The 25,183-nt window shown below is 66.2% G+C and carries 30 protein-coding genes and 1 tRNA gene; 10 read left to right on the top strand and 21 right to left on the bottom strand.

Annotated features, from left to right (window positions below; genetic code table 11):
* Positions 1–290 precede the first annotated feature (290 nt).
* Both IFS44_RS09140 and leuA read left to right on the top strand, forming a co-directional pair.
* Positions 291–896: a YceI family protein gene (locus IFS44_RS09140; RefSeq protein WP_056680256.1), complete on the top strand. Its 606-nt coding sequence runs from the start codon at positions 291–293 to the stop codon at positions 894–896.
* A 193-nt stretch (positions 897–1,089) separates the two neighbouring features.
* Positions 1,090–2,748 (top strand): 2-isopropylmalate synthase, encoded by a 1,659-nt coding sequence (gene leuA / locus IFS44_RS09135; RefSeq protein WP_192098271.1) that lies wholly within the window; start codon positions 1,090–1,092, stop codon positions 2,746–2,748.
* 42 nt (positions 2,749–2,790) lie between these two features.
* Here leuA and IFS44_RS09130 read toward each other — a convergent pair whose 3' ends face one another.
* The 7 genes from IFS44_RS09130 to IFS44_RS09100 form a co-directional block, all read right to left on the bottom strand.
* Positions 2,791–3,468, bottom strand: coding sequence for a DJ-1/PfpI family protein (locus IFS44_RS09130; RefSeq protein WP_192098270.1), 678 nt, complete (start codon positions 3,466–3,468; stop codon positions 2,791–2,793).
* A 104-nt stretch (positions 3,469–3,572) separates the two neighbouring features.
* A complete protein-coding gene (locus IFS44_RS09125) occupies positions 3,573–3,929 on the bottom strand; it encodes a dihydroneopterin aldolase (protein WP_031439104.1) in 357 nt (118 codons plus the stop codon).
* A complete protein-coding gene (locus IFS44_RS09120) occupies positions 3,922–4,695 on the bottom strand; it encodes an SDR family NAD(P)-dependent oxidoreductase (RefSeq protein ID WP_192098269.1) in 774 nt (257 codons plus the stop codon). Before IFS44_RS09120 ends, IFS44_RS09125 begins: the two co-directional genes overlap by 8 nt.
* Positions 4,692–5,318 carry a GTP cyclohydrolase I FolE gene (gene folE, locus IFS44_RS09115; RefSeq protein ID WP_107932321.1) on the bottom strand — a complete coding sequence of 209 codons (627 nt, stop codon included), beginning with the start codon at positions 5,316–5,318 and terminating at the stop codon, positions 4,692–4,694. The genes IFS44_RS09120 and folE overlap by 4 nt, the downstream gene beginning before the upstream one ends.
* 171 nt (positions 5,319–5,489) lie before the next feature.
* Positions 5,490–6,329: an S-formylglutathione hydrolase gene (fghA, locus tag IFS44_RS09110; RefSeq protein WP_192098268.1), complete on the bottom strand. Its 840-nt coding sequence runs from the start codon at positions 6,327–6,329 to the stop codon at positions 5,490–5,492.
* On the bottom strand, positions 6,329–6,712 hold the full coding sequence (locus IFS44_RS09105) for a VOC family protein (RefSeq protein WP_192098267.1): 384 nt from the start codon (positions 6,710–6,712) through the stop codon (positions 6,329–6,331). Before IFS44_RS09105 ends, fghA begins: the two co-directional genes overlap by 1 nt.
* A gap of 10 nt (positions 6,713–6,722) precedes the next feature.
* Entirely contained in the window at positions 6,723–7,829 is a 1,107-nt protein-coding gene (locus tag IFS44_RS09100) for an S-(hydroxymethyl)glutathione dehydrogenase/class III alcohol dehydrogenase (RefSeq protein WP_192098266.1), read from the bottom strand.
* A gap of 118 nt (positions 7,830–7,947) precedes the next feature.
* On the opposite strand from IFS44_RS09100, the gene IFS44_RS09095 reads away from it, so the two are divergent.
* Complete coding sequence (locus tag IFS44_RS09095) at positions 7,948–8,151, top strand: DUF2945 domain-containing protein (RefSeq protein WP_031394798.1); 204 nt, start codon at positions 7,948–7,950, stop codon at positions 8,149–8,151.
* A 48-nt stretch (positions 8,152–8,199) separates the two neighbouring features.
* Positions 8,200–8,460 (top strand): SWIB/MDM2 domain-containing protein, encoded by a 261-nt coding sequence (locus IFS44_RS09090; protein ID WP_031394799.1) that lies wholly within the window; start codon positions 8,200–8,202, stop codon positions 8,458–8,460.
* Positions 8,461–8,637: 177 nt separating this feature from the next.
* Here the strand turns inward: IFS44_RS09090 and IFS44_RS09085 are convergent.
* Positions 8,638–8,714 (bottom strand) — tRNA-Arg (locus IFS44_RS09085).
* Between the two features lie 240 nt (positions 8,715–8,954).
* On the opposite strand from IFS44_RS09085, the gene IFS44_RS09080 reads away from it, so the two are divergent.
* From IFS44_RS09080 to IFS44_RS09070, 3 genes are all read left to right on the top strand, one after another.
* Entirely contained in the window at positions 8,955–9,650 is a 696-nt protein-coding gene (locus tag IFS44_RS09080; RefSeq protein ID WP_192098265.1) for a hypothetical protein, read from the top strand.
* Between the two features lie 236 nt (positions 9,651–9,886).
* Positions 9,887–10,819 (top strand): glycosyltransferase family 2 protein, encoded by a 933-nt coding sequence (locus tag IFS44_RS09075; RefSeq protein ID WP_192098264.1) that lies wholly within the window; start codon positions 9,887–9,889, stop codon positions 10,817–10,819.
* Positions 10,820–10,895: 76 nt separating this feature from the next.
* Complete coding sequence (locus tag IFS44_RS09070) at positions 10,896–12,341, top strand: oligosaccharide flippase family protein (RefSeq protein WP_342366387.1); 1,446 nt, start codon at positions 10,896–10,898, stop codon at positions 12,339–12,341.
* An 18-nt stretch (positions 12,342–12,359) separates the two neighbouring features.
* Here IFS44_RS09070 and IFS44_RS09065 read toward each other — a convergent pair whose 3' ends face one another.
* The 4 genes from IFS44_RS09065 to IFS44_RS22200 are packed head-to-tail and all read right to left on the bottom strand — an operon-like array spanning position 12,360 to position 14,629.
* Positions 12,360–12,791, bottom strand: coding sequence for a DUF1178 family protein (locus IFS44_RS09065; RefSeq protein ID WP_192098262.1), 432 nt, complete (start codon positions 12,789–12,791; stop codon positions 12,360–12,362).
* Positions 12,788–13,615 carry a carbon-nitrogen hydrolase family protein gene (locus IFS44_RS09060; protein ID WP_192098261.1) on the bottom strand — a complete coding sequence of 276 codons (828 nt, stop codon included), beginning with the start codon at positions 13,613–13,615 and terminating at the stop codon, positions 12,788–12,790. The genes IFS44_RS09065 and IFS44_RS09060 overlap by 4 nt, the downstream gene beginning before the upstream one ends.
* Positions 13,615–13,869: a glutaredoxin 3 gene (gene grxC / locus IFS44_RS09055; RefSeq protein WP_031396302.1), complete on the bottom strand. Its 255-nt coding sequence runs from the start codon at positions 13,867–13,869 to the stop codon at positions 13,615–13,617. Before grxC ends, IFS44_RS09060 begins: the two co-directional genes overlap by 1 nt.
* A 31-nt stretch (positions 13,870–13,900) precedes the next feature.
* Positions 13,901–14,629: a ComF family protein gene (locus IFS44_RS22200; RefSeq protein ID WP_244650120.1), complete on the bottom strand. Its 729-nt coding sequence runs from the start codon at positions 14,627–14,629 to the stop codon at positions 13,901–13,903.
* 41 nt (positions 14,630–14,670) lie between these two features.
* On the opposite strand from IFS44_RS22200, the gene IFS44_RS09045 reads away from it, so the two are divergent.
* Complete coding sequence (locus tag IFS44_RS09045) at positions 14,671–15,543, top strand: class I SAM-dependent methyltransferase (RefSeq protein WP_342366386.1); 873 nt, start codon at positions 14,671–14,673, stop codon at positions 15,541–15,543.
* A gap of 2 nt (positions 15,544–15,545) precedes the next feature.
* Here IFS44_RS09045 and IFS44_RS09040 read toward each other — a convergent pair whose 3' ends face one another.
* The 7 genes from IFS44_RS09040 to IFS44_RS09010 all read right to left on the bottom strand — a co-directional run bounded on the left by IFS44_RS09040 (position 15,546) and on the right by IFS44_RS09010 (position 22,521).
* A complete protein-coding gene (locus IFS44_RS09040) occupies positions 15,546–15,884 on the bottom strand; it encodes a hypothetical protein (protein ID WP_056680225.1) in 339 nt (112 codons plus the stop codon).
* A complete protein-coding gene (locus IFS44_RS09035) occupies positions 15,885–16,706 on the bottom strand; it encodes a transporter (protein ID WP_192098258.1) in 822 nt (273 codons plus the stop codon).
* Entirely contained in the window at positions 16,703–17,473 is a 771-nt protein-coding gene (gene xth, locus IFS44_RS09030) for an exodeoxyribonuclease III (RefSeq protein ID WP_192098257.1), read from the bottom strand. Before xth ends, IFS44_RS09035 begins: the two co-directional genes overlap by 4 nt.
* A 6-nt stretch (positions 17,474–17,479) precedes the next feature.
* Entirely contained in the window at positions 17,480–17,818 is a 339-nt protein-coding gene (gene erpA / locus IFS44_RS09025; protein WP_031394554.1) for an iron-sulfur cluster insertion protein ErpA, read from the bottom strand.
* Between the two features lie 88 nt (positions 17,819–17,906).
* The gene (locus IFS44_RS09020) at positions 17,907–19,130 is read right to left on the bottom strand and encodes a M23 family metallopeptidase (protein ID WP_192098256.1); all 1,224 of its coding nucleotides are present in this window, start codon (positions 19,128–19,130) and stop codon (positions 17,907–17,909) included.
* Positions 19,131–19,379: 249 nt separating this feature from the next.
* Positions 19,380–19,844: a peroxiredoxin gene (locus IFS44_RS09015; protein WP_192098255.1), complete on the bottom strand. Its 465-nt coding sequence runs from the start codon at positions 19,842–19,844 to the stop codon at positions 19,380–19,382.
* Positions 19,837–22,521 (bottom strand): bifunctional [glutamine synthetase] adenylyltransferase/[glutamine synthetase]-adenylyl-L-tyrosine phosphorylase, encoded by a 2,685-nt coding sequence (locus IFS44_RS09010; RefSeq protein ID WP_192098254.1) that lies wholly within the window; start codon positions 22,519–22,521, stop codon positions 19,837–19,839. Before IFS44_RS09010 ends, IFS44_RS09015 begins: the two co-directional genes overlap by 8 nt.
* A 73-nt stretch (positions 22,522–22,594) precedes the next feature.
* Between IFS44_RS09010 and IFS44_RS09005 the strand changes: the two genes are divergently transcribed.
* Positions 22,595–22,777 (top strand): hypothetical protein, encoded by a 183-nt coding sequence (locus tag IFS44_RS09005; protein ID WP_192098253.1) that lies wholly within the window; start codon positions 22,595–22,597, stop codon positions 22,775–22,777.
* Between the two features lie 30 nt (positions 22,778–22,807).
* Here the strand turns inward: IFS44_RS09005 and IFS44_RS09000 are convergent, their stop codons facing one another.
* Positions 22,808–23,461, bottom strand: a complete 654-nt coding sequence (locus IFS44_RS09000; RefSeq protein WP_031439350.1) for a sigma-70 family RNA polymerase sigma factor — start codon at positions 23,459–23,461, stop codon at positions 22,808–22,810.
* A gap of 344 nt (positions 23,462–23,805) precedes the next feature.
* A complete protein-coding gene (locus IFS44_RS08995; RefSeq protein WP_031394883.1) occupies positions 23,806–24,609 on the bottom strand; it encodes a response regulator in 804 nt (267 codons plus the stop codon).
* A gap of 268 nt (positions 24,610–24,877) precedes the next feature.
* Between IFS44_RS08995 and IFS44_RS22195 the strand changes: the two genes are divergently transcribed.
* On the top strand, positions 24,878–25,063 hold the full coding sequence (locus IFS44_RS22195; protein ID WP_146163677.1) for a NepR family anti-sigma factor: 186 nt from the start codon (positions 24,878–24,880) through the stop codon (positions 25,061–25,063).
* Positions 25,064–25,183: the final 120 nt, after the last annotated feature.

Below are 25,183 nucleotides of genomic sequence, written 5' to 3'. Positions count from 1 at the left end.
CCCGGCCTTCGCCGGGGTGGTTGTTTTTTTTGGGGGGGGTAACCGCTCTCCTCCCCGTTCCCACACCACTGCCGTTCCCAACCACACCCGTTCCCCCGCGAAGGCGGGGGTCCAGGGTCTCGGGCGGTGATCGTGGTTCAGCTGGGCCCCCGCATCCGCGGGGGAACAACAGCGAGCGTGCCTTCCCCCCACCCCCCACCGACCCAAATCCGAAACACAGCGTTGGCATAACGTCATTTGACGCGCTCCCTCCGCTCGGCCAGCATCGCGCGTTCAACAGGAGACCCCGCATGCGCCTAGCCCTAGCCACCATCCTCGCCCTCACCGCCGCTCCCGTATTGGCGCAGACTGCCGCCGTCCCCGGCGCCCCCGTCAAGGCGCGTGTCGCCGCGGGTACCTATGCGGTCGATGCCAACCACACGCAGGTGACGTGGCAGCTCAACCACATGGGCTTCTCGATGCTCGAGGGGCAGCTCGGCGCATCGGGTGGCAGCATCACGATCGATCCGGCCAAGCCCAACGCGACCAAGGTCGAGGTCAATTTCGCGATCGACCAGCTCTCGGTCACGTCCGCGCCGTTCGCGGGCCATCTGAAGTCGAAGGACTTCTTCGACGCCGCGACCTATCCGACCGCCAAGTTCGTCTCGACCAAGGTCGTCGCGACCGGCGACAAGGCCGTGATCACCGGTGATCTCACGCTCAAGGGCGTCACCAAGCCCGTCGTGCTGCAGGCGACGTTCGTCGGTGCGGGCGCGAACCCGATGAACAAGAAGCTGAACTTCGGCTTCCGCGCGACGACCTCGATCAAACGCAGCGACTTCAACATCGGCGCCTATGCCCCCGTCGTGTCGGACAAGGTCGACCTGACGATCAACGCGGCATTCGCTGCGCAATAATACGTACGCCGACCCTATCGCGCTGGACATTTACCGTGTCCGCGCGATAGGGAAGACGCAATGTCTCACGGTCGCCTCCTGCTGCTTCGACTTACGCGCCCTTAGGCGCGCCGATCGTTTGCGTGGTGGCCAGCCCCCGCGCCTCGCGCCTAAGGGCTGACCCGAACGCTCCCGATCACGAGAGACACGAGCCATGCTGCGCGACCCATCGACCAAATACCGACCCTTCCCGCAAATCGACCTGCCCGACCGCCAATGGCCGTCGAAGACGATCGTCAAGCCGCCGCGCTGGCTGTCGACCGATCTCCGCGACGGCAACCAGGCGCTGATCGACCCGATGGATGCCGAGAAGAAGACCCGCTTCTTCGACCTGCTCTGCAAGGTCGGGCTGAAGGAAATCGAGGTCGGCTTCCCGAGCGCGGGCGCGACCGAATTCGATTTCATATCCGGCCTGGTCAAGACCGGCCGGATCCCCGACGACGTGTCGATCCAGGTGCTAACGCAGTCGCGCCGCGACCTGATTGAGACGAGCTTTGCCAGCCTCGTCGGCGCGAAGACCGCGATCGTCCACCTGTACAATGCGGTCAGCCCCGCCTGGCGCAAGATCGTGTTCGGGATGGACCGCGCGCAGGTGAAGCAGATCGCGATCGACGGCGCCAAGGTGCTGCGTGACGAGGCCGCCAAGCAACCGAACGTCCGCTGGCAGTTCGAATATTCCCCTGAGACCTTCTCGACCGCCGAGCTCGAGTTCAGCCTCGAGGTCTGCGAGGCGGTGATGGACGTCCTGATGCCGACGCCCGAAAACCCGATCATCTTCAACCTGCCCGCCACCGTCGAGTGCGCGACGCCCAACATCTATGCCGACCAGATAGAATGGTTCGGCCGCCACATCCGCAATCGTGACTCGGTCGCGATCAGCCTGCACACGCACAACGACCGCGGTACCGGCGTCGCCGCCGCCGAGCTCGGCATGATGGCGGGCGCGGACCGGGTCGAGGGCTGCCTGCTCGGCAATGGCGAGCGCACCGGCAATTGCGATCTCGTGACCGTCGCGCTCAACATGTACACGCAGGGGGTGGATCCGAAGCTCGACCTGTCGGACATCGACGCGGTCGTGAACACCGTGAATTACTGCACCAACATCCCAGTCCACCCGCGCACGCCCTACGCCGGCGACCTCGTCTTCACCGCGTTTTCGGGCAGCCATCAGGATGCGATCAAGAAGGGATTCGCCGCGCAGGAGGCGAAGAACGACACATTGTGGGAGGTGCCGTACCTGCCGATCGACCCCGCCGACCTGGGCCGCAGCTACGAGGCGGTGATCCGCGTCAACTCGCAGTCGGGCAAGGGCGGCGTCGCCTGGGTGATCGAGCAGGACAAGGGGCTGAAGCTGCCCAAGCGGTTGCAGGCCGATTTCAGCCGTCACGTGCAGGCCTATGCCGACGAGACGAGCCGCGAACTGAATGCGGCGGATATCTGGCAGCTGTTCGAGCGGACCTACCTCCCGCACGCCGACGATCGCGTGGAGTTGCGCGACTATGAGGAAAGCGGCACCGCGGGGCAGCGCGTCTTCATCGGCCGCGTCGCGATCGATGGCGAGGAACGGTCGATCTCGGGGCGCGGTAACGGGCTGATCTCGGGCGTGATCGCGGCGATCGCGGAATCGACCGGCCCGACGCTCGATGTGGTGGATTATAACGAGCATGCGATCGGCCACGGCGCGGACGCGCAGGCGGCGGCCTATGTCGAATGCCGGACCGCGGCGGGCAAGACGGTGTTCGGTGTCGGCATGGACACCGACATCGCCACCGCCTCGGTCCGTGCCGTCCTCAGCGCCGCCAACCGCGCCTGACACCCAGAAGGGCGGCCACCGGTCAAGCCGGTGGCCATTCGCTCAGCCGAGCTTCGCCAGCAGCGCCTGTGCCGCCTTTTCCGACGATGCGGGGTTCTGCCCGGTGATCAGCAGGCCGTCCTCGACGACATGCACGCCCCAGTCGGCGGTCTTCGAATAATTTCCACCCTGCTGCGCGAGCATGTCCTCGACGAGGAACGGCACGATATCGCTGAGCCCGACCGCGGCCTCTTCGCTGTTGGTGAAGCCGGTGACCGTCTTCCCCTTCACCAGCGGAGAGCCATCGGCCGCCCTCACGTCGCGCAACACGCCGGGCGCGTGACAGACCAGCGCGACGGGCTTGCCCGCGCCGATGGTCGTCTCGATCAGCGCGATCGACGCCTGGTCGTTGGCCAGATCCCACAATGGGCCGTGTCCGCCGGGATAGAACACCGCGTCGAAATCGGCGATCTTCATCTCGGACAGTTTCCGCGTGTCGGCGAGCGCAGCCGTCGCCTCGGCATCGCCCTCGAACCGGCGCGTCGCATCGGTCTGCGCATCGGGCTTCGCGCTGCTCGGATCGAGCGGCGGCTGGCCACCGGCCGGCGAGGCGATCGTGATGGTCGCGCCGGCATCCTTGAACACGTAATAGGGCGCGGCAAGCTCTTCGAGCCAGAAGCCGGTCTTGCGGCCGGTATCGCCGAGATCGGCATGCGAGGTAAGGACGACGAGAATGTTCACCATAAGTCTCCGGATAGGGGGTTATGGGCAGGGAACGAGCCGGCGCCGGGATCGGCGCCGCTCACGGGCACCAAATGCGCCCGGTCGTGGGACTATCGCCTCCACTAGATCACGCGTTCGCGCACGATCCGGCACCCGATCGCGGCATCGGGGTAGATGTCGGTCTTCATCGTCTCGACCTCGACCCGCCGCACCCGCGCGTCACCCAGGCACAGCGCCGCGATCGCCTCGCACAGCGTCTCCTGCAACGCGAACGGACGCTCCGCCGCCATCGCCAGGATCCCGGCGCGGACGAAGTCGTAATCGAGCACCTCGCCGATCGCATCTTCGCCGAGCGGCCCCGGATACACGACCGTCATCTCGACCGAGACGACGACGCGCTGCGGCGCCACCTCGTGCGGATAAATGCCCAGCCGCATCATCACCTCGAGCCCGTCGAGGATCGTCGTGAACTCAGCCATTGCGCTCCCCATGATGCCGGTCGAACATCACGTCGCCGTCGCGCGCCAGAAACCGCTGCCCGCAATCGACGAACAGGTTCTGCCCGGTCACGCCCTTCGCACCCAGCAGCCACGCGACTGCATCGGCGACCGCCTTCGCCCCGACCGGGCGCTGGAGCAGGTTGTCGCTCGCCACTGCCTCGAATTCCGCGTCGGTCTGGTCGCCGCTCGGCAGCGTCAGCCCCGGCGACACTGCGTTGACGCTGATCCGGGGCCCCAGCGCCTGCGCCAGCATCACCGTCGCCCCCTCCAGCGCGATCTTGCCGCAGCTATAGGAGAAGAAGTCGGGGTTGAGGTTGGCGACCTTCTGGTCGAGCAGATTGACGATCGCGCCGTCACGGACATCCTCCTGCGACGCGAGCGCCGAGGCGAGCAGCACCGGCGCGCCGCAGTTGATCGCAGCGAGCTCGGCGAACAGCACCGGGTCGACCGCGGGCGGCCGATCGAACGCGAACTTCGACGCGCAATTGACCAGCCCGTCGATCGGACCGCCGATCGCGCCCCGCGCCGCCGCGAACAGATCGCCGACCCCGTGCAGATCGCTCAGATCGCCCTCGACCGCCGCCGCACGGCCGCCGGTCGCGACAATCTCGTCGACCAGCGCATCGGCTTCCTCGGGCGAATGCCCCTGATGCACGACCACCGCATGCCCGTCCGCCGCCAGCCGCCGGACGATCGCGGCGCCCAAGCGCTTCGCCCCGCCGGTGACCAGGACGGTTCGGATCATGCGCGCGCGCCCATCAGCGACAGCACCTCCTTGCGGCTACGCTCATCCTCGCGGAACACGCCCATCATCCGGCTGGTGACCATCGTCACCCCCGGCGTCCGCACGCCGCGCGCGGCCATGCAGGCATGGGTCGCCTCGATCACGACCGCGACGCCCTGCGGCTGCAGTTGCTCCCAGATGCAGTCGGCCACTTCCGCGGTCAGCCGCTCCTGCACCTGCAACCGGCGGGCAAAGCCGTGCAGCACGCGCGCCAGCTTCGAGATGCCGACGACATGGTTGCGCGGCAGATAGGCGATGTGCGCCTTGCCGATGATCGGCGCCATGTGATGCTCACAGTGCGACTGGAACGGGATATCCTTCAGCAACACGATCTCGTCATAGCCGCCGACCTCCTCGAACACGCGTTCGAGATGCCGCGCCGGATCGTCGCCATAGCCCGCGCAATATTCCTTCCACGCGCGCGCGACCCGACGCGGGGTATCGACCAGCCCCTCGCGCGTCGGATCGTCGCCGGTCCAGCGGATCAGCGTCCGGATCGCCGCCTCGACCTCCTGCGGAACGATCAGCTTGCCATCCGGGCCGACGGCTGGCTCGGCATCGGCAAAAGGCGTTTCGGCGATCATCACAGCGCTCCATCATTCCGCCGCAGGACGGCGTGCAAGGTCCTCGGTACGAAAGCCCGACCGAGGTATCATAATATCAACAATATCGCAGCGGACTCCCGCCCGCCGCGCCATGCGGCCGTCCGCGGCCCGAACACAAGGGCCGCATCATATCGCTTGCGCGACGGCGTGTCAGGCGCGCCGCAGCCGTTCCGCATGCCAGGCGACATGATCCGGCATGAAGGTCGATATGAAATTATAGCTATGGTCGTACCCCGGCTGCATCCGCACCGTCAGGTCGATCCCCGCCGCCGCGCACGCGTCCGCCAGCAGCGCCGGCTTCAGCTGTTCGTCGAGGAAGCCGTCGGCCTCCCCCTGATCGACCAGGATGTCGGCGACCCGCGCGCCATCGGCGATCAGCGCACAGGCGTCGTACGCACGCCAGTCGGCACGGTCGGGCCCCAGATACCCCGTCAGTGCCTTTTCACCCCAGGGGCAGTGCAGCGGCGCGACGATTGGCGCGAAGGCCGACACGCTGCGGAACCGGTCGGGATTGCGCAGCGCGATCGTCAGCGCGCCATGCCCGCCCATCGAGTGCCCGGTGATCCCCTGCCGCGTCATGTCCGCCATCGGAAACTCCGCCGCGATCAGCGCGGGGAGTTCGTCCTCGACATAGCGCTTCATGTTGAAGTTCGCGGCCCAGGGCTGCTCGGTCGCATCGACGTAGAAGCCCGCGCCCTGGCCGAAATCATAGGCGTCGTCGTCGGGAACCCCCTCTCCGCGCGGACTCGTGTCGGGCGCGATCAGGATCACGCCGTGTTCGGCACAGGCGCGGCGATACTCGCCCTTGTCCATGACATTGGCATGCGTGCAGGTCAGCCCCGACAGGAACCACAGAACCGGCAAGCGCGCATCCGGCGCGTGCGGCGGGATATAGACGGCAAAGGTCATGTCGGTGCCGGTCGCGGTCGACGCGTGGCGATAGACGCCCTGCGTGCCGCCGAACGCCGTGCTGGTCGATAGCGTCTCCATCACGCGACCCGATGAGCGGCGCAGAGCTTGTTGCCCGACGGGTCGCGCAGATACGCCAGATACAGGGTGCGACCTGCGGTGCCGTGCCGGACGCCGGGCGGATCCTCGCAGGCGGTGCCGCCATGCGCGAGCCCCGCGGCATGCCAGGCGTCCGCCGCCTCGGGCGAGGTCGCGACGAACCCCATCGTGCTGCCATTGCCGTGGGTGGCCGGCTGCCCGTCGATCGGCTTGGTCAGCAGGAAGCGGCCGCCAGCGTGCGCATAGACGAGCCGGCCCCACTCATCGACGACGCCCTCGGGAACGCCAAGCGCACCCAGGCTCGCGTCGTAAAACGCTTTCGATGCCGCGATATCGTCGGCGCCGAGCATGACATGGCTAAACATGGCGTATTCCTCAGTAGATCACGACGGAGCGGATGCTCTCGCCGGCGTGCATCAGGTCGAACCCCTTGTTGATCTCGTCGAGCGTCAGGCGGTGCGTGATCATCGGGTCGATCTCGATCTTGCCGTCCATATACCAGTCGACGATCTTGGGCGTATCGGTCCGTCCGCGCGCACCGCCGAACGCGGTCCCGCGCCAGTTGCGCCCGGTGACGAGCTGGAACGGCCGCGTGCTGATCTCCTTGCCCGCCTCGGCCACGCCGATCACGATCGACGTGCCCCAGCCGCGATGACAGGCCTCGAGCGCCTGGCGCATGACGGTCGTGTTGCCGGTCGCGTCGAACGTGTAATCCGCACCGCCGTCGGTCAGGGCGACGATATGCTGGACGATGTCGCCCACATCCTTGGGATTGGCGAAATGCGTCATGCCGAAGCGGCGACCCCATTCCTCGCGGTCGGGATTGATGTCGACGCCGACGATCATTCCTGCACCCGCCAGTCGCGCACCCTGGATCACGTTCAGCCCGATCCCGCCGAGCCCGAACACCACGACCGTATCGCCGGGCTGGACCTTCGCGGTGTGGACGACCGCGCCGACGCCCGTCGTCACGCCGCAACCGACATAGCAGGAGGTGTCGAACGGCGCGTCGGGGCGGATCTTGGCCAGTGCGATCTCGGGCAGCACGGTGAAGTTCGAAAAGGTCGAGCAGCCCATGTAATGGAAGATCGGCCGCCCCTTGTAGCTGAACCGCGTCGTGCCGTCGGGCATCAGCCCTTTCCCTTGCGTCGCGCGGAGCGCGGTGCACAGGTTGGTCTTCTGGCTCAGGCACGACTTACACTGGCGGCATTCGGGGGTGTAGAGCGGGATGACATGATCGCCGACCGCGACGCTGGTGACGCCCGCGCCGATCTCGCGGACGATGCCCGCCCCTTCATGCCCCAGCACGCTCGGGAAAAGGCCTTCCGAATCAAGTCCGTCGAGCGTGTAGGCATCGGTGTGACAGATGCCCGTGGCCATGATTTCGACCAGAACTTCGCCGGATTTGGGTCCCTCGAGGTCGAGCTCGACGATCTCGAGCGGTTTTTTCGCCTCGAAGGCTACGGCGGCGCGGGTCTTCATGCATGGGTCTCCTTGGTGGCGCATCAGATGAACCGCAGCCCCTGGGTCTGCAACCGCGGATCATGCAACAAAACCCGCACCTCTGCGCTTGATCGTTGAATATCAAGGAGATGGTGTGATGAAGGATCCGAAAAAGGGCGACGAAGTCACCTGGAAATCCCCCGGCGGCACCGCGCACGGCACGGTCGAAAAGAAGCAGACCAGCGACACGACGATCAAGGGCCACACCGTCCGCGCGTCCAAGGACGAGCCGCAATTCATCGTAAAGAGTGACAATGGCGGCAAGGCAGCGCACAAGGCGGGCGCGCTCAACAAGGCGTGACCACGCGTGCAGTGCCTAACGCACGCATGCGAACAGGAAGGAATGCTTATGGCTACAGCTCCCAAGACCGGCGGCATCCACGCCCCCGTCCAGCCCTCTCCCGAGCTCGGCGAGATCGTCGGTAACGACAAGCTCCCGCGCAGCGAAGTGATCAGCAAGGTCTGGGTCTATATCAAGGCCCACAATCTGCAGAACCCTGAGAACAAGCGCGAGATCCTCGCCGACGAGAAGCTGAAGAAGGTCTTCGGCCGTGACAAGTGCACCATGTTCGAGATGAACAAGTACATCTCGCAGCACGTCAAGGCCTAAGCCTGACCGGGACGCCAGGCGACGTTGCCACCTCCGCGGAGGGGTCAACGTCGCCTGATTGCTCCCCAACGTTGCGACCGGGCCGCGCCAGACGGCACCCCCTGTCGCCAGCCAATCTACATCCCTGACGCGTGTCGCGATGCCCGCAGGCGGCGGATCGCTTGATAATGTCGGTGGTGGTGACCCCGAGTGGATTTGAACCACTGGCCCCCAGATTAGGAATCTGGTGCTCTATCCGGCTGAGCTACGGGGCCACGCACGCGACGTCCATACTAGCCCCATTCCCGTCGGTCCAGACTGCGCGCGTCCGCCGACGCAGGCGATCATGACAGCCAGACCCTAATCTGCGCGGCTGAAAGTCGGGCGAACGCTGGAGCGCGAACCTGTGCCCTGCCCAAACAGGCTAGGCCGTCGAAAAGGCGCATCATCCAAACCACCTATGCAACTGTTAACAAACGCATTACAGTTTTGTGACAGGGTAATTGGGGGCCGTGATGAAAAAAATGATCGCCACGGCTGCAAGACCCATGCTGATCGGCCTGGGGGTCATTCTAGCGATCGACCTTGTCATACTCGGGATGTTCCTGCGCTGGGCCTATGTCGAGCACGCGAATGTGACGGAGAGCATGCTCTATGGTAAGCTGCTCTACTCGTCCGTCGACGGATCGTTGATGGAGATCTGGGGATATCTCAAGGAACTGACGATCATCGGCCTCGCGCTCTATGCGTTCCTCCACGCGAAGGAGCTTTTCTACGCGGCCTATGCGCTCCTGTTTCTGGTGGTACTCGCCGACGACTCGCTGCGGCTTCACGAGCATTTCGGCGCGGTGCTGTCGCAGTATGCCGTGATCGGACCTCATGGCGAAATTCTTGCGCAGGCAATCTTGTCCGGCATTCCCCTGGCGCTGACCCTGTTGGGCATGGTCAGGCTTGCTCGCGATCGCATCGCCCCCGCCCTCATGCTGCTCTTCGGTTTCTGCGTCACCGCGTTCTTCGCCGTGGTCGTCGACAAGCTTCATGAGATGCTGATCGGCCCCGGGCATTTTCAGACGATCAGCACGCTCGTCGAAGATGGCGGCGAACTGATAAGTCTGACGCTCATCCTCGCCATATGGGGCATTTTCGGCCGTATGATCGTGCCGCACGTGACAATTGGCATGATACCGCACGATGCGCTTGAGGTTGCTTAGCGACAACTGAGCCGCTCCACGTCGCTGACACGGAAGCACGGCGACGTGTCGCCAATCGCGCGATCATCTACGACGCGGCGTCGATTTGACCTGTCCCGTCTTGACCTTGGTTAGCAGCCCGCGGTGTATTGCAATTCGAGCGGACGTCCGCTTAAGGCCCGTCAAGTACGCATTTGGCGGCTCAATCCAGGACTTCGAAGATGCCAAATAGCGTTTCGCCGACGAGCGCAATTCAGATGAATACGCCTGAGATCTGCGTCGTTATCCCGGCTTATCGTGCGGCCCAGTTCATCGGCAAGGCGATCGACTCTGCCCTGTCCCAGACCGACGTCGCGCTCGAAGTGATCGTCGTCGACGATCATTGTCCTGATGACACGCACGCAGCCGTGACGGCGCGCTATGGTCATGTCGCAAACCTCTCCGTGATCCGGCTCGACCGGAACGGCGGCCCATCGGCGGCGCGCAATGCGGGATTTGCGGCGGCTCGCGCGCCGTGGATCGCGGTGCTCGATGCCGATGACGCCTTCGAACCCGGCCGGTTGCGGCACCTCCTCGACGTCGCCGGTGCGTTTGCCGCCGATATGGTTGCGGACAATGTGCGATTTCTGGACGAGGCCCAGGCGGCGTCGAGCCCGCCACAAATCCGGGCAATCCGGTCCGCCACCGAGATTGACCGCCACGCCTTCGTTGCGGCGGCCCGGCCGTTCAACCAGGACATGGACTATGGTTTGCTCAAACCGATGTTCCGCCGTCAGTTTCTCGAAGACCACGCCATTCGCTATGATCCGGCCATCCGCCATGGTGAAGACTTCAAGATGTATTTCGATGCCATGCTGTGCGGGGCAAAGTTCGTCATTACCCCGCAACCCGGCTATGTCTGGACGCTGCGCACATCGGGCAAAAGCCAGACGACCGTCGATTATACGGCGCAGATTGCGATGAGCGCATCGCTGGCGAAACGCTCCGACGTTGCCGGTGACGGCAAGCTGGTCGCACTATTGCACGATCGCAGGCAGGCGCTTGGACGGCTCGAGACCTTGAACGGATTTCGCCACGCGGTGCAGTCGGGCAAGCGCGGCCAGGCCATCCGGCTGTTCCTTGGACATCCCTTCATCGTGCGGCAATATGCCGGGCGCGCGATCAGGAAGGTCGCACGACTGATCCGCTAGCGCCGCCGCGCATCGCGTGCGCGCATACCCCAAGCCGTATACTTCGCAACGACAGTGATAGAGTGAGCCCGAGACGATGCGTATGCGCAAGTCAATTGGATGGATGGCCGGTTCGCAGGCAATATATTTCATACTCCAGCTGGTCAGCTCGGTCGTATTGGCGCGCATCCTCACCCCGTACGAGGTCGGCATTTTCGCTGTCGCCTTTGCGGCCAGCGGACTGATCTCCATCATTCAGTCGCTCGGATTGAACAATTATCTCATCCGCGAGAAGAATCTCACGGCAGAATTGTCGTCGACCGTCTTCAGCATCAATCTCGGCGTCGCAATCGTCCTGGCCTTCATCATTGCCGGGTTCGGCCTGGTGAGCGGTGCGGTCTTCAACGAGCCTGCGGTCCGGCCCGTGTTGTTCTGTCTGGCGATAATCCCGATCATCACGGCCGCCGGCTTCATGCCCCTGACGTTGCTCGAGCGTGACGGCGATTTCAAAGCCGTGTCGATCATCAAGATGCTGGCGACGGCGTCGGGCACGATCGCCACCGTGGCCTTCGCGGTCGCGGGCCAGAGCTATATGAGCTTTGCCTATGGGCAGATCATCGCCGCCTTGATCAGCACCGCGATGGCGATCGGCCTTGCGCCGCATCATGCCAGGGTCAAGGTCGGGTTTGACAACTGGCGCGACGTGCATCGGTTCAGCATCAACGTGCTCGCCACGCTGGGCATTTCCCGCGTCTTTTCGCGGTTGCAGGATATGGCGCTCGGCCGCTTGCTGGGGTTGGCTGCGCTTGGCTTATATTCCAGGTCCGGCAACATTTTCAGCATGTTGTGGGACAGCGTGTTCCTGGTGATCTGCCGCATCATGTTCGTCGACTTTGCCGCGGGGATCCGCGCCGGCCTGCCGATCGGGCCGCGCTATCAGAACGCGCTGGCCCTGTTCACCGCGCTGATGTGGCCGACATTCCTGGGGCTTGGCGTGCTGTCGGGGCCGTTCGTGCTGCTCATCTATGGCGCGAAATGGGTTTCGATCGCGATGTGCCTGTCGATCCTGTGCGTCGTCGGCGTATTCAACACCGCCATCGCGATGGCGTGGGATCTGTTCATCATCGCCGACGAAACCGGCCGTCAGGCACGCTTTGAATTCGTGCGCAGCATCGTCGGCTTCGTCGTATTTTCGGCAGCCTGCTTCATCAGCATCGAGGCCGCCGCGATGGCGAAGGTCATCGATGCGATTTTTGCCTGCGTGCTCTACATGCCGCATATCCGCCGGATCACGGACAGTCAGTACCGCGACATGTTCGCCATCTATCTGCGCAGCGGAATCGCCACCAGCGTCGCGATCGCGCCGGCGATCATCGTCATGGCCTGGCATGGCTGGGCCGCGACGACGCCGCTGGTTCCGATCGTCCTGGCCGTCGGCATCGGCATCGCCCTGTGGGGCATCGCGCTGCGGCTGCTGAAGCATCCGTTGTTCTTCGAGATCAAGTCGGCGCTGAAACCAGTGCTTGCGCGCGTTACGGGGTAAGGCCGGGCGACCCCATCTTTAGTTGATCGTATCGGGTGGCGTGACCGGCAGCGGCAGCGGCAGCACGGCGACACCGTCCTCGACCAGCGCCCTGGCCTCGGCGAGGCTGGCCTGGCCGTGGATCGGTTCGGGGGCCTCGTCGCCCAGGTGCATCGCGCGCGCGCGATCCGCAAAGGCGCCGCCGACCCACCGGGATGACGCGAGCAGTTCGGCCTGTTTCGATGCCAGCATCGTCATCATCGCCTTCATCCGCGCGGGCGTCGGCCCCTCAGCTATACGATTGCCCTTGCCCGAAACGGCCGGCGCCATCACCGCCTTCGCCACCTCTGCATCGCCGCAGAGCGGGCATTCGACCTGTCGGGCTGCGCGCTGCGCCTCATAGGCCGCGCTCGAGCCGAACCACGCCTCGAACACATGCCCGGTGCCGCATTTCAGGTCGAAGACGATCACCGGATCACAGCCACGGAAGGGATCGGCCGCCGATGATCGAGCGCCGGGATTCGCGCGCGGACATCCGTCACGCTGTCCGGGCTGATCTCCGCATAACCGAGCCCTGCCGCCTCACCCATGTCGAGCAGGACCGTGCCCCAGGGATCGATCACCAGCGAATGGCCATAGGTCGCGCGACCATCGGCGTGGACGCCGGTCTGCGCCGCAGCGACGACGTAGGAGGCCGATTCGATCGCCCGGGCGCGGAGCAGGACATGCCAATGCGCGGCCCCCGTCGGCCTGGTGAACGCCGCCGGGACCGAAAGCACCGTCGCGCCGGCATGGCTCAACGCGCGGTACAGGTCGGGAAAGCGCAGGTCATAACAGATCGATGCGCCCAGCATGCCGATTGGCGTCTGCGTGACGATCGCCGCGTCCCCCGCGGCATAGGCCGCGGATTCACGCCAGCTTTCTCCCGTCGGCAGGTCGACATCGAAGAGATGGAGCTTGTCGTAGCGCGCGCGGATAATGCCCGACGGATCGATCACGAACCCGCGATTGGCAAACCGGCCGTCTGCCCGGCGGACGGCGAGCGAGCCAAGATGCACCCAGATCCCCTCATCGGCCGCAGCGGCGCAGACGCGAGCGAGCACAGGATCGTCGGCCTCGGCCACGATCGACGCGGCGGCCCGCGCGCGATCGCGGTCGATCAGACCCGACATTTCCGGGGTGAACAGCATCACCGCGCCCTGCCCTGCCGCCGACCGGATCGCAGCGACCAGCGTTGCAGCATTGCCCGCGGGATCGATCCCGCTGGTCATCTGCAGAAGCGCGATGCGGGGCATCAGGCCAGGAGCGGGTCGAGCCCACCCCGGGCATCGAGCGCGGCAAGGTCATCCGACCCGCCGATATGCTTCCCGTCGATGAACACCTGCGGCATGGTCATGCGACCACCCGAGCGCTCGACCATCTCCTTCTTCTTCGGCCCGCCCATCGTCACGTCGAACGTTTCGGGTTCGACGCCCTTGGCGGCAAGGAGCTTCATCGCCCGCGTGCAATAGGGGCAGAATTGTTTGATGTAGATTTCAACTTTAGCCATTATTTTCAGGTGTGGTCTGACCGCGCGCTTGTCAATAATCGGTGTCGTCCAGAACACGTGCCCAGCACAGGATCGTCACCGATTCCGCCCCCGCCGCGAGCAGCGCGCCGGTGCACGCCGCGCTCGTCGCCCCGCTCGCATAGATGTCGTCGATCAGCACGACCGCCCTGCCGCACAGCCGGTCGCGCCCGCCCGCCGCGACGGCGAAGGCGCCCGCCACCGCCCTGCCGCGCTGACGCCTGCCGAGCCCGCGCAGCACGGTCGTCTGCCGCGTCCGGACGAGGACATTCAGGTCGGCGGGCACGGTCGACAGGTTCGCGAGTGTCGTCGCGATGAGCGCCGCCTGGTTGAACCCGCGTGACCACAGCCGCCAGCGGTGCAGCGGTACCGGCACGATCAGCGCTGCCTGCTCGGGCATGAGCCGGTGCATGGCGCGCGCCATCGTCGCGGCGAACGCGGTTCGGCCACCATATTTCAACCGCAGCGCCAGGCCACGCGCCACCGGTCCATAGGCGACCGCGGCGCGGACGCCTGCGTGACGCGGCGGCTGGGTGAGGCACGCGGCGCACAATGCGCCGTCGCCGCGATCATGCGCAAAGGGCAGGTTGCACGCGGCACACCAGGGCGGACCGAGAAAGTGCAGGCCGTTCCAGCAGCTTGCGCAGAACCGGTGGTCCGCCGCCACCGGACTGCCGCAGCCGGGGCAGCGCGGCGGCAGCGCCAGCCGGATCACCGCGCCAATCGGATCGAGCAACCGCATCCGCCCTTGTCGTCAAAGCATGCAGACGGCACAAGCGCGGCGTGCAGATCCCAGACCCCAGCCAAGGCAGCGCCCCGGAAATCTTCGACCGGGTCGCCCGCCGCCAGCGCCGCGACCGCGCGCGTGCCGCCTATGCCGACGCGGATTTCGTACGCGCGACGATGCTCGACGGGATCGCCGAGCGGCTCGATGCGGTGACGCGGGACTTTGTCGACATTCTCGACCTCGGCTGTTTCGACGGCGCGTTCGTCGCGCCCCCGGGCGCACGGGTCGTACGCTGCGATGCGGGCCACGGCTTTGCCGCGCACGCGGGCGGCGTTCAGGCCGACGAGGACCGGCTGCCCTTTGCCGACGCATCGTTCGACCTCGTCGTCAGCGCGGGCGTGCTCGACCAGGTCAACGATCTGCCCGGCGCGCTGTCGCTGATCCGCCGCGTGCTGCGCCCGGATGGACTGTTTCTCGGCGCGTTCGTCGGGGCCGGGAGCCTTCCGGCACTCCGCCAGGCGTTGCGGGTGGCGGAGGCGGAGCGACCCGCCGCGCGGCTGCATCCGCAGATCGACGTCCGTTCGGCGGGCGATCTGCTGATGCGCGCGGGGTTCGCGCTGCCGGTAGCGGACATCGAGACGCTGAACGTCGGCTATCGCGATGTCGGGCGACTGCTCGGCGATCTTCGCGGGATGGCGGCGACGAACGTGCTCGCGGGGCGTAGCGCACTCGGCCGGCAGGCGCTGGCGGGGCTCGCACAGGCCTTTGCCGAGCTCGCCGACGCGGACGGACGGACCGCCGAACGATTCGAGATCATCTTCCTCACCGGCTGGTCGCCTGCCCCGTCACAGCCCAAGCCGGCGCGACGCGGCAGCGGCACCGCCTCGCTCAGCGATGCGCTGCGGACCCGGCCACGCGACCCGGCCTGAGCCTACCGGGCGGGGTCGGCCGCTCGGCGACCCGGACCGAACGGGATGCGCAGCGTGACGACCGCCCCGGATCCGGTCGCCCCCGGCAGCGTGCTCTGGACCGCGTGGACCTTGCCCGTCCCGCCGCCCGGCAGACGGAACGTCATCGGCGCATCGGGTGCGTTGACCGGCGGCGTGGGAAGCCGTGCAAGACGCTGGTCGGTCGGCCGGCCACAGACGACGATCTCGCCACCGGGCGGCGTTACGGGACAGGGGGTCGCCGCCCGAGCGACCGGGGGGCGAAGTTCGCGCGGGAGCGGGGGGCCGGCGACGGCCTGCAGTCCGATCAGCACCGCGATCATCTAGAACCTCCGCGCCACCCCCGCATAAAGCCGCGCGTCGGGGGTATCATGGGTCAAGCCTGCCGCCCCGAAAATGTCAAACTGAAGATCGTCACGGACCATCCAGGCGAGCGACAGCGCAGCCAGTGCCTGGGTGCTGCGGCCGGCCGGGTCATCGTCGCGCAGCGCCTGCAGCTCGGCGTTCAGCGTCACCGCCTTGTCGAGCGTGAACGCGAGGCCGACCGCGCTGCTATAGGCCAGGTGCCGGCCATGCCCGTCATCGTCGACCGCGGCATCGACTTCGGGTGTCAGGTCGAGCGACACCGTATCGGACATTTCGAATGTCACCGGCAGCAGCAACCCGCTGCCCCAGTCGCCATCACCGACCGGCGAACGGCCGACGGGCAGCGTCACGAACGGCAGGACGGCGATCGACAGGCCCTTGCCGTCGGGATGGCTCAGGCTGGCCTTCATGCTCAGCGACACGTCGCCGATACGGTCCGCGACGTCGATCCCCGTTTCGTCGCGCGTCCGGTCATGGCCGAACGGCGTCCATCCCACCCTTGCCTCGACCGTGTCGCTGAGCCCGACCCGGACCAGCGTATCAGCGATCAGGACATTGTCCTCACGCGAGCCTGCCCCGTCGTCGCGCGTCCAGTCGGCGAGCGCGGCTTCGACCGAGACGCGGCCTTTTTCCATGGTGCAGGCGGGCGTATCGATCCCCGGGCGTTCAGGGCAATAGTCGCGCTCCTGCGCACAAACCTGGGTCGAACAGGCCAATAGCAGCGTCGCCAGCACACCCGCGGCAAGCCGTGTCGCAGGCCGCCCCGCCGGTGCGTTCATCGCAGGCGGACCCAGGTCGGGGCATGATCGCTCGCCTTTTCGCGGCCGCGATAGGCCTTGTCGACACCGGCATCGATCATCCGGTCGGCCGCCTGCGGGCTGAGCAGCAGATGATCGATGCGGAAGCCCGCGTCGCGCTGCCACGCGCCCGCCTGATAGTCCCAGAAGGTCCACACGCCTCCCTTGGGGAACTGCGTTCGAAGGGCATCGGTCCAGCCCTGCCCGAGCAGCGCACGATAGGCGCTCCGGCTTTCGGGCTGCATCAACGCATCGTCCTGCATCCGCGACACCGAAAACGTGTCGTCGTCATTCGCGATCACGTTGTAATCGCCCGCGAGGATGGCAGGCACCTCATCGGCCAGCAGCACGCGCGCGCGCGCCGCAAGCCGCGTCATCCAGCGCAGCTTATAGTCGAATTTCGGGCCGGGCTGCGGATTGCCATTGGGCAGATACAGCGCGGCGATCGTCAGTCCGTCGACCTCTGCCTCGATATAGCGGCTGTGCTCGTCCTCGGGCTCGCCTTCGAGGCCGCGCTGCCGGAGTCTGGGGGTCTGGCCCTTGGCGAGGATCGCCACGCCGTTCCAGGCCTTTTGCCCATGCCAGACAACACCGTACCCCGCCGCCTCGATCTCCGCGGCCGGGAACGTTTCGTCGCTGGTCTTGAGTTCCTGCAGACAGACGATCTCGGGCTGCTCTTCGGCAAGATATTCGATCAGCCGCGGGAGACGGGCCTTGATCCCGTTGATATTGTACGTGACGATCTTCACCGGGCGTCAGACCGAAAAGCTCGAGCCGCAACCGCAGCCCGAGGCTGCATTGGGATTCTCCACGCGGAACGCCGCGCCGGCGAGCGACTCGACATAGTCGACCGCGCAACCGCGGACGAGATCGATGCTGACGCTGTCGACGACCAGCCGGACGCCGTCGCGTTCGGCGACCACGTCATCCGCCTCGGCCGCATCGGCGAAACCGAACTTGTACTGGAACCCCGAACAGCCACCGCCATCGACCGAAAGGCGCAGGATCGCCGGCTTGCCCTGTCGGGCAGCAATAGCGGCGACGCGCGCCGCGGCGGAGGGGGTCAGGATGATGTCGGGAGCCAGAGTTGCCATGGTCCCGAGATAGGCGGTCCCGCTATCCGCGGCAACCTCGCCCTGCCGCGCAGGACCGCGGACCGGGCTTGATAGCAAACCGTGCGGCTCAGTCTTGCGCTGCCGGTCCGTCGGTCGAGACCGGGATCGCACCGACCGAGCGATCCTGCGCGGCGAGGAGGTAGTCGGCGGTCGTGAGGAACGGGATCGGGTTCACGGCATGACCGTCGATCCGGACTTCATAATGAAGATGCGGGCCGGTCGAACGACCGGTCGAGCCCATCAGCGCGATCAGCTGGCCCCGCGTCACGCGGGCATTGTCGCCGACGAGGATCTTCGAGAGGTGGCCGTACCGGGTCGCGATGCCCTTGCCGTGATTGAGTTCGACGAGATTGCCATAGCCGCCCTGGCGACCGGCATGCGAGACGATGCCGTCAGCCGTGGCGTAGATCGGCGTGCCGACCGGACCCGGAATGTCCACGCCGGCATGCATCGCGGCAGTCCCGCGGAATGGATCCGACCGGATGCCGAAATTGCTGGTGAAGGACAGCAGATGAACCGGCTGGACCGAAGGGATCGCGATCACCCCCTGCTGCAGCGTGTCGAGCTTCTTCCAGGTCTGGAACAGCGTGCGGAACTGGGCGTCGGCGCGGACATCGGCCAGCGCCTCGGGGCTGTCGGCGGCGACCAGCGGTCCGCCCATGGCGGCCTGCTTGCTCGCTTGAGTGCGCTTGGCGGCAGCAGCGACGCGTTCGGGACGCAGGCCGAGCTTGCGCACGGTGTCCGTGGTGTCGGCATAGCGCTGATCGAGAACCGTCTGCGCCGCGTCGGCGAGAACGCGCTGGCGGCCCTCGACCTTGACCAGCGGCTTGACGACATCGGCCGCGAGCGCGTCGGGCGCGGGGTCGATCGCCAGCGTCGCCAGCGCCATCGCCTTGGTATCGCCCTTGCCGGTCAGGGCGGCGGTGATCAGCTGCTGGCGCTGTTCGACCCGCGCAGCGTGCGCTGCGGCGGTCTGACGAATGGTCGCGACGCGCGCCTGCATCTGACCGATGCGGCGCTCCATCTGCGCGACCTGGAGATCAGCGTTGGGCGCCGCGACGACGCCGGTCGCGGCTGCGGCGCCATAGGCTGCCTGCGCGGCACCATAGCCGGAAAAGCCGAGCGTCACGGCGCTGAGTGCCGCCATCGCTGCCTGCTTGCGGCTGCCCAGGCGAACCCGGCGGACCGAGTGGCCGTCGTGAACCGTCAGGTCCCGCGCGGCGAAGAGCGTCTTGATACGAAAGGCTGCGCGGTTGGCTAAGGCTGCAGCGGAAACGGTGATATCGACCATTGGTCCCCGACAAAAAACAGGAGCCGGATCGCAAACGGGCCCGGCGCCAAGACTCTGTCCTGAACCGCAGCCCCTCCGCGTCCCAGACAAGTCAGGATGTGTGCCGATTTGACCCACTTCGGCAAGAGCCGCGCCGCTAACTTGGGGTGGACCGGGACGCGCGTGCGTTGAGCCGTTGAAACCAAATGGTACCGGTAAAAAGGAATCGCCCCGCCAGGGGACGCCGCGCCCTGCCTCGTGGAACGGTCTTTATTGCGGGGTCAGCGCCTTGGCGGCAGCAAGAACGGCCTCGGCATGGCCGGGGACCCGGAGCTTGCGCCACGATGTCGCCAGTCGGCCGTCCGCGTCGAACAGGAAGGTCGCGCGCTCGATCCCCATATATTTGCGGCCGTACATCGCCTTCTCGACCCAGACCCCGAAGCCCTCGCAGACCGCGCCATCGACGTCGGTCGCCAGCGAGACGGTCAATCCGTGCTTGACGCTGAACTTCGCATGCGCGGCGGGCGTATCCTTCGACACGCCGAGCACGCCGACCCCGATCTCAGCGAAGGCCGACTCGAGCGCGGAAAAGTCTTGCGCCTCGCGCGTGCAGCCGGCGGTATCGTCCTTGGGATAGAAATAGACGACCAGCGGGCGCGCCAGCGTCGTCAGCGCAACGGCCGTGCCATCGGGCATCGTCACCGAGACGTCCGGGATCATCGCACCGTCATCCATCCTGCTCTCCTGTCAGTTCGTGCCAGAACACGGTCACCTGTTGCCGGACCTCGGCGAGGCCCGCAAGAACCGCAGGCCAGTCGTGCAGCCCGAGCGCGCGCGCGATCAACGCCTGGGTCGGCGGGCCGGGCGGCGCCGCGTCGGGCGCGACGAGCCGCAGCGTCACGAGCAGGCGCGTCAGGATATCATGCGCGGCGAGCATCGTCGCGGGCATCCGCCCTTCGGCGACGAGCTGCGCGATCGCACGCCCCAGATTGGCATCGAAGCCGCTGCGCTCAACGAGCTGGACGACATGCGTCGCGAATTCGAGATCGACCAGACCACCCGGCAGAAGCTTCGCGTCGAGCGGCCCCTTGGCAGGCTTGTGCGCGGCCATGTCGGCGCGCATCCGCGTCGCATCGCCGACCACGTCGCGCTCGGTCCGCGCGCCGGTCAGGACATCGGCGATCACCGCGGACAGCGCCGCTCTGGCGGGTGCGGATCCGAAGACCGGCCGCGCCCTGGTCAGCGCCATATGCTCCCACGTCCAGGCTTCCTCATGCTGATAGCGTGCGAAGCTGTCGAGCGTCACGACCAGCGGCCCCTGCGCCCCCGATGGCCGCAGCCGCGTATCGATCTGATAGAGCGGCCCGGCCGCGGTCGCAACCGACAACGCCGCGGTCACGCGTTGCGCCAGCCGGTTGTAGTAGAGCGTCGCCCCAAGCGGCTTGGCGCCATCCGACTCGGCGGTGAAATCGCCGGTGAACAGATAGACGAGGTCGAGATCAGACGCATGAGTGAGCATCGCCCCGCCCATCCGGCCGAGCGCCAGGATCACGAGTTCGCTGCCCGGCACCTGCCCATGCACATCGGCAAAGCCGCGGATCGTCGCCTCCGCCAGCACCGCGATCGCCGCCTCCGCGACGCGCGCATAGCCCGCCGCGACGTCGAGCGGATCCGACGTCCCGGCAACGATCTGCGCGCCCAGGGCAAAGCGCAGTTCGCCGACCACGCGCCGGACGTGATCGAGCCGCCCCTGATAATCGAGCCCCGCCTCGCCCGCGCGCATCCGGTCGATCAGCGCGTCGAGCGCCGCGACCGGGGCGAGCGCGGTCGCATCGATCAACCCGTCGAGCAGCGCGGGGCGTCGCGCCAGATCCTCCGCCAGCGTCGGCGCATGGCTCAGGATCGCCGCGAGGAGCGTGGCGAGCGCCGGTCGTGCTTCGAGCAGTCGGAACACGTTGATCGCGCTCGGCAGGCGCTCGAGCATCGAATCGAGCCTAAGCATCGCGGCCTGCGGCTCAGGCGCGGCGGCGAGCGCCGGGACCAGCGTCGGCAGGACCGCCTCGAGCGCCGCCTGCGCGGCACTGCTGCGCAGCGCGGGATAGGCCCCTGCCCGCCACGCGGCGATCCGCTGGCGCGCGGGTTCGGGTTCGGCAAACCCCGCCTCTGCCAGCTCGACGTCGAGCCGCGTCGGATCATGCGAAAGCCCGGATGGCGCGCCATCGTCGAGCGCGTCGTAGATCCGCCCGGTCGCCGCGACATGCGGGGCGAGCAGCGCCAGCAATGCCGCGCTGCTGTCGAGCCCGTGCAGCCACGCCACCCGATCGAGCGCATCGCCGGTCGGCAAGGCATGCGTCTGCCGGTCGTCGATCATCTGCACCCGGTGCTCGATCGTCCGCAACAGCGTATAGCTGTCGATCAGCGCGCGCGCCTCGTCACCGCCGATCCACCCCGCCTCCGCCAGCCGCGCAAGCGCGACGCGGGTGGCCGGCGCGCGAAGCGCGGGGTCGCGACCGCCATGGATCAACTGATGGATCTGCGCGAAGAATTCGGCTTCGCGTATCCCGCCGCGGCCGCGCTTCAGGTCGTAACCCGGCCCGAAGGCCTGACCCTGCGCATGATGATCACGGATCCGTCGCGAGATGCCGCGAATCTCGCCGATCGCGCCGAAATCGAGCGCGCGCCGCCAGACGAACGGGCGGACCGTGTTGAGGAACTGCCTGCCGAGTGCGATGTCGCCCGCCGCGGCGCGCGCCCGGATGAAGGCGGCGCGCTCCCAGGGGAGCGCCTGCGCCTCGTAATAGCTGATCGCCGCATCGATCGGCAGCGCGATCGGCGTGATCTCGGGAGACGGCCGCAGGCGGAGGTCGACGCGCAGCACATAGCCGTCGCCGTCGCGTGCCTGGAGCAGTTCGACGACGCGCTTGCCGATCCGCACGGCGGCGGCTTCGGGTTCCTCGCGTGGCCGCAGCGGCAGAGTTGCCGGATCGTAGATCAGGATCGGATCGATATCCGACGAGTAATTGAGTTCGCCACTGCCCTGTTTGCCGAGCGCGATCGCGGCGAACCCGCGCGCCTCGGCGCCGGGCGTGCGTTCTTCGATCGCGGTGCGGATCGCGGTGTCGAGTGCGTGGTCGGCAAACCGGGTGAGCTGCTGCGTTACGGCGGTGAGATCGAACACGCCGGCCAGGTCACCGATCGCAACTCTCAGCGCGAGCGCACGCCGTTCAAGGCGTAGGCGTCGTGCGACCGGCATGTCGAGGTCGAGTGGCGCCGGGTCCGGATCCAGTCGCCCCTCCGCCAGCGCGGCGGCAAGGACAGGCTCGCGGTCGAGGAGCATGGCGAGGAAGGGGGACCAGCGTCGCGCGCGCTGCGTCGCGGCGATGATGTCCGACGCCCGATGCGCGTTATCCATGCCACACCCCACAATTCTTTTATAAAGTCAAGCCGGGGTAGCAACAAAAGCTCTTGAGGCTCGTTGACCCTGCATGACCCATCTGCACCCGACTATTCGCCGTGACCAGACCGATCATCTGGTCGTTCGCGCGCCTCGCAAGACGGATGCGATCGGCCAGTCGCTGCGCGGTGCGTTCGATCGCGATCCTGGAATGCCCGACGAGTTCATGTCGCTGCTGCGAGAACTCGACACTGTATCCTCGCGACCACACTGATCCAAACGCCAGCCGCGGCGAGCGTCTACTTCAACGCCCGCGGCTCAGTTCCTCGACATCGCCCATGATCGAGTCGAGTGCCGTCTTGGTCGTGTCGGTTTCATGATCGCGACGCGACGGCAGCGATCCATCCGTCAGAATGGTTTCGAGCGCAACACGGCCACGCGCAACCCGGCTCTTAATCGTGCCGACCGCCACGTTGCAGATCTCCGCTGCCTCTTCATACGCAAACCCGCCCGCGCCGACGAGGATCAACGCCTCACGCTGCGGCTGCGGCAGGTGCATCAATGCGCGCTGCATATCGCCCAGCTCGACATGCCGGTCCTGACTCGCGGGTGCCGCAAGGATGCGATCCGCCACCAGATCGTCCCACTCGCCCTTGAAGCGGGCGCGACGCATCTGCGACAGATAGAGGTTGCGCAGGATGATGAACGTCCAGGCGCGCATGTTCGTACCAGCTTGGAAGCGCAGGCGTGCGGCCCACGCCTTCAGCAGGGTCTCCTGCACCAGGTCATCCGCAAGGTCGCGGCTGCCAGACAGCGAACGCCCGAACGCACGGAGGTGCGGGATCACCTGGGCAAGCTGGACCTTGAACTCGGCATCGGAAAGCGAGACGTGCTCAACGGGCGCGACCTGAGGCTCGGCGCCGTCGACTTCGTCGTCACGCTGGGCGGGCTGTACCATGAAATTCCGATCGTTCCCGAATGACGACCGCCGCCCAGAGGACGGCGATCTTGAGCATACGGATCGGCATCAGCCGCTCCGCCACGCCACGCATATGCTATCGAATGACGAGAAATGCAAAAATGGCGATAACCAGGACCAGTGATATCACAAGGATATAGCGGGTCATATGCGGTGTTGCGCCAGCGCGGGCGTCTTCGCCGGCGACGTGAATCTGCTCTTTTGGGTCAACCATGAGACTGAAACCCCCGAACGCCGTTTTGGGTCCGTAACTATCAAAAACTTGATGCCGGGGTTGCTGACGATATCGTCGACGGCAACCCCGGCCCAAGTCTAACAGCGGATCAGGCGCCGGGAACGGTCGTCTGATCGAAGAACAGTGCTTGGCTGATTGCCGCCTTCACTGTCGAACGCTGGAACGGCTTGGTGATCAGGAAGGTCGGCTCGGGGCGCTCACCGGTCAGGAGTCGTTCGGGGAACGCGGTGATGAAGATCACGGGAACCTCGAATTCGGCAAGGATGTCCTTGACCGCGTCGATACCCGAACTGTCGTCAGCCAGCTGAATATCAGCGAGCACGAGACCCGGACGCTCTTCCATCGCAAGGGCCACGGCCTCGTCGCGAGTCACTGCGACACCGGTCACGTCGTGACCCAGGTCGCGCACGATCGTCTCGATATCCATCGCGATGATCGGCTCGTCCTCGATAATCAGGACGCGCGCGCGGGTCTGACCTTCGATTTCCGCCAGTGCTGCGGCGACGAGCTCTTCGACCTCGTTCGCATCGACGTCGATCAGATAGGCCGCGTCCTCGGGCGTGAAACCCTCCATCGCGGTCAGCAGCAGCGCCTGACGCGACAGCGGAGTCATCCGCGACATCCGCGCCCGCGCGACCGCGGCGTGACCGTCGGTATCGCCGACACCCTCGTCGCCCATTTCGTCATAATTCGCCGACGACCAGATCGCCTGGAACATCCGATAGAGACCGAGACGTGGATCGACGTCCTTCGGGAATTCATCGGGCGCCGCGACGATCGCCTCGAGCGTCGCGCGAACATATTTGTCGCCATGACTCTGGCTGCCGGTCAGGGCCCGGCCGTAGCGCCGCAGAAAGGGAAGATGCGGTGCGAGTTGCTGTCCAAGCGACATGGGTATTGGTAACTCCCTGATCGTTACGCCGGCCCGGTGAGGACGACGATACTAGAATATGACGCGACCGACCGATTGCCAGACCCTCGGAACCTTTTGGCCCGACGCCCACGACAATATCGATTTTTCGCTCGAACAGGGAACTAACGAGAGGCTATTTGGTTTCACGGACAATCACCGCGAGTGTATGACGCAGGTCTAGCTGTGTCATGTGCCGCCCGCGGCCTATGGTAAACATCATCTTACGTGCGTCGTGCAGGGGGAAATTTTGAGTTTGGGCCACGACACGCAGAACGAAACTCCCGCTGGCACTCCCGCCGGCAAGGGCACCGGCAAGCCGCGCGACACGGCCCGCGATCGGCAGATGGGAACGGCATTGCGGTCGGTCTATCAGCAGACCGTCGAGGAAGCCGTTCCTGACGAGTTTCTGGCGCTGCTCGGCAAGCTGGACTGAGGGCGGGCCGCATGGCCTCGCCAACCGGTTCCGTGAGCAAATCCGGCACCCCGTCACCTGCCGCCCCGGGCTCCACAGAGACCCCGACCGACACCAGCTCTGTTGACGCCGATGCGACAG

Source organism: Sphingomonas sp. CFBP 13706, assembly GCF_014842355.1.
Classification (GTDB): domain Bacteria; phylum Pseudomonadota; class Alphaproteobacteria; order Sphingomonadales; family Sphingomonadaceae; genus Sphingomonas; species Sphingomonas aerolata.
This window is presented reverse-complemented; position numbering and strand designations above follow the sequence as displayed.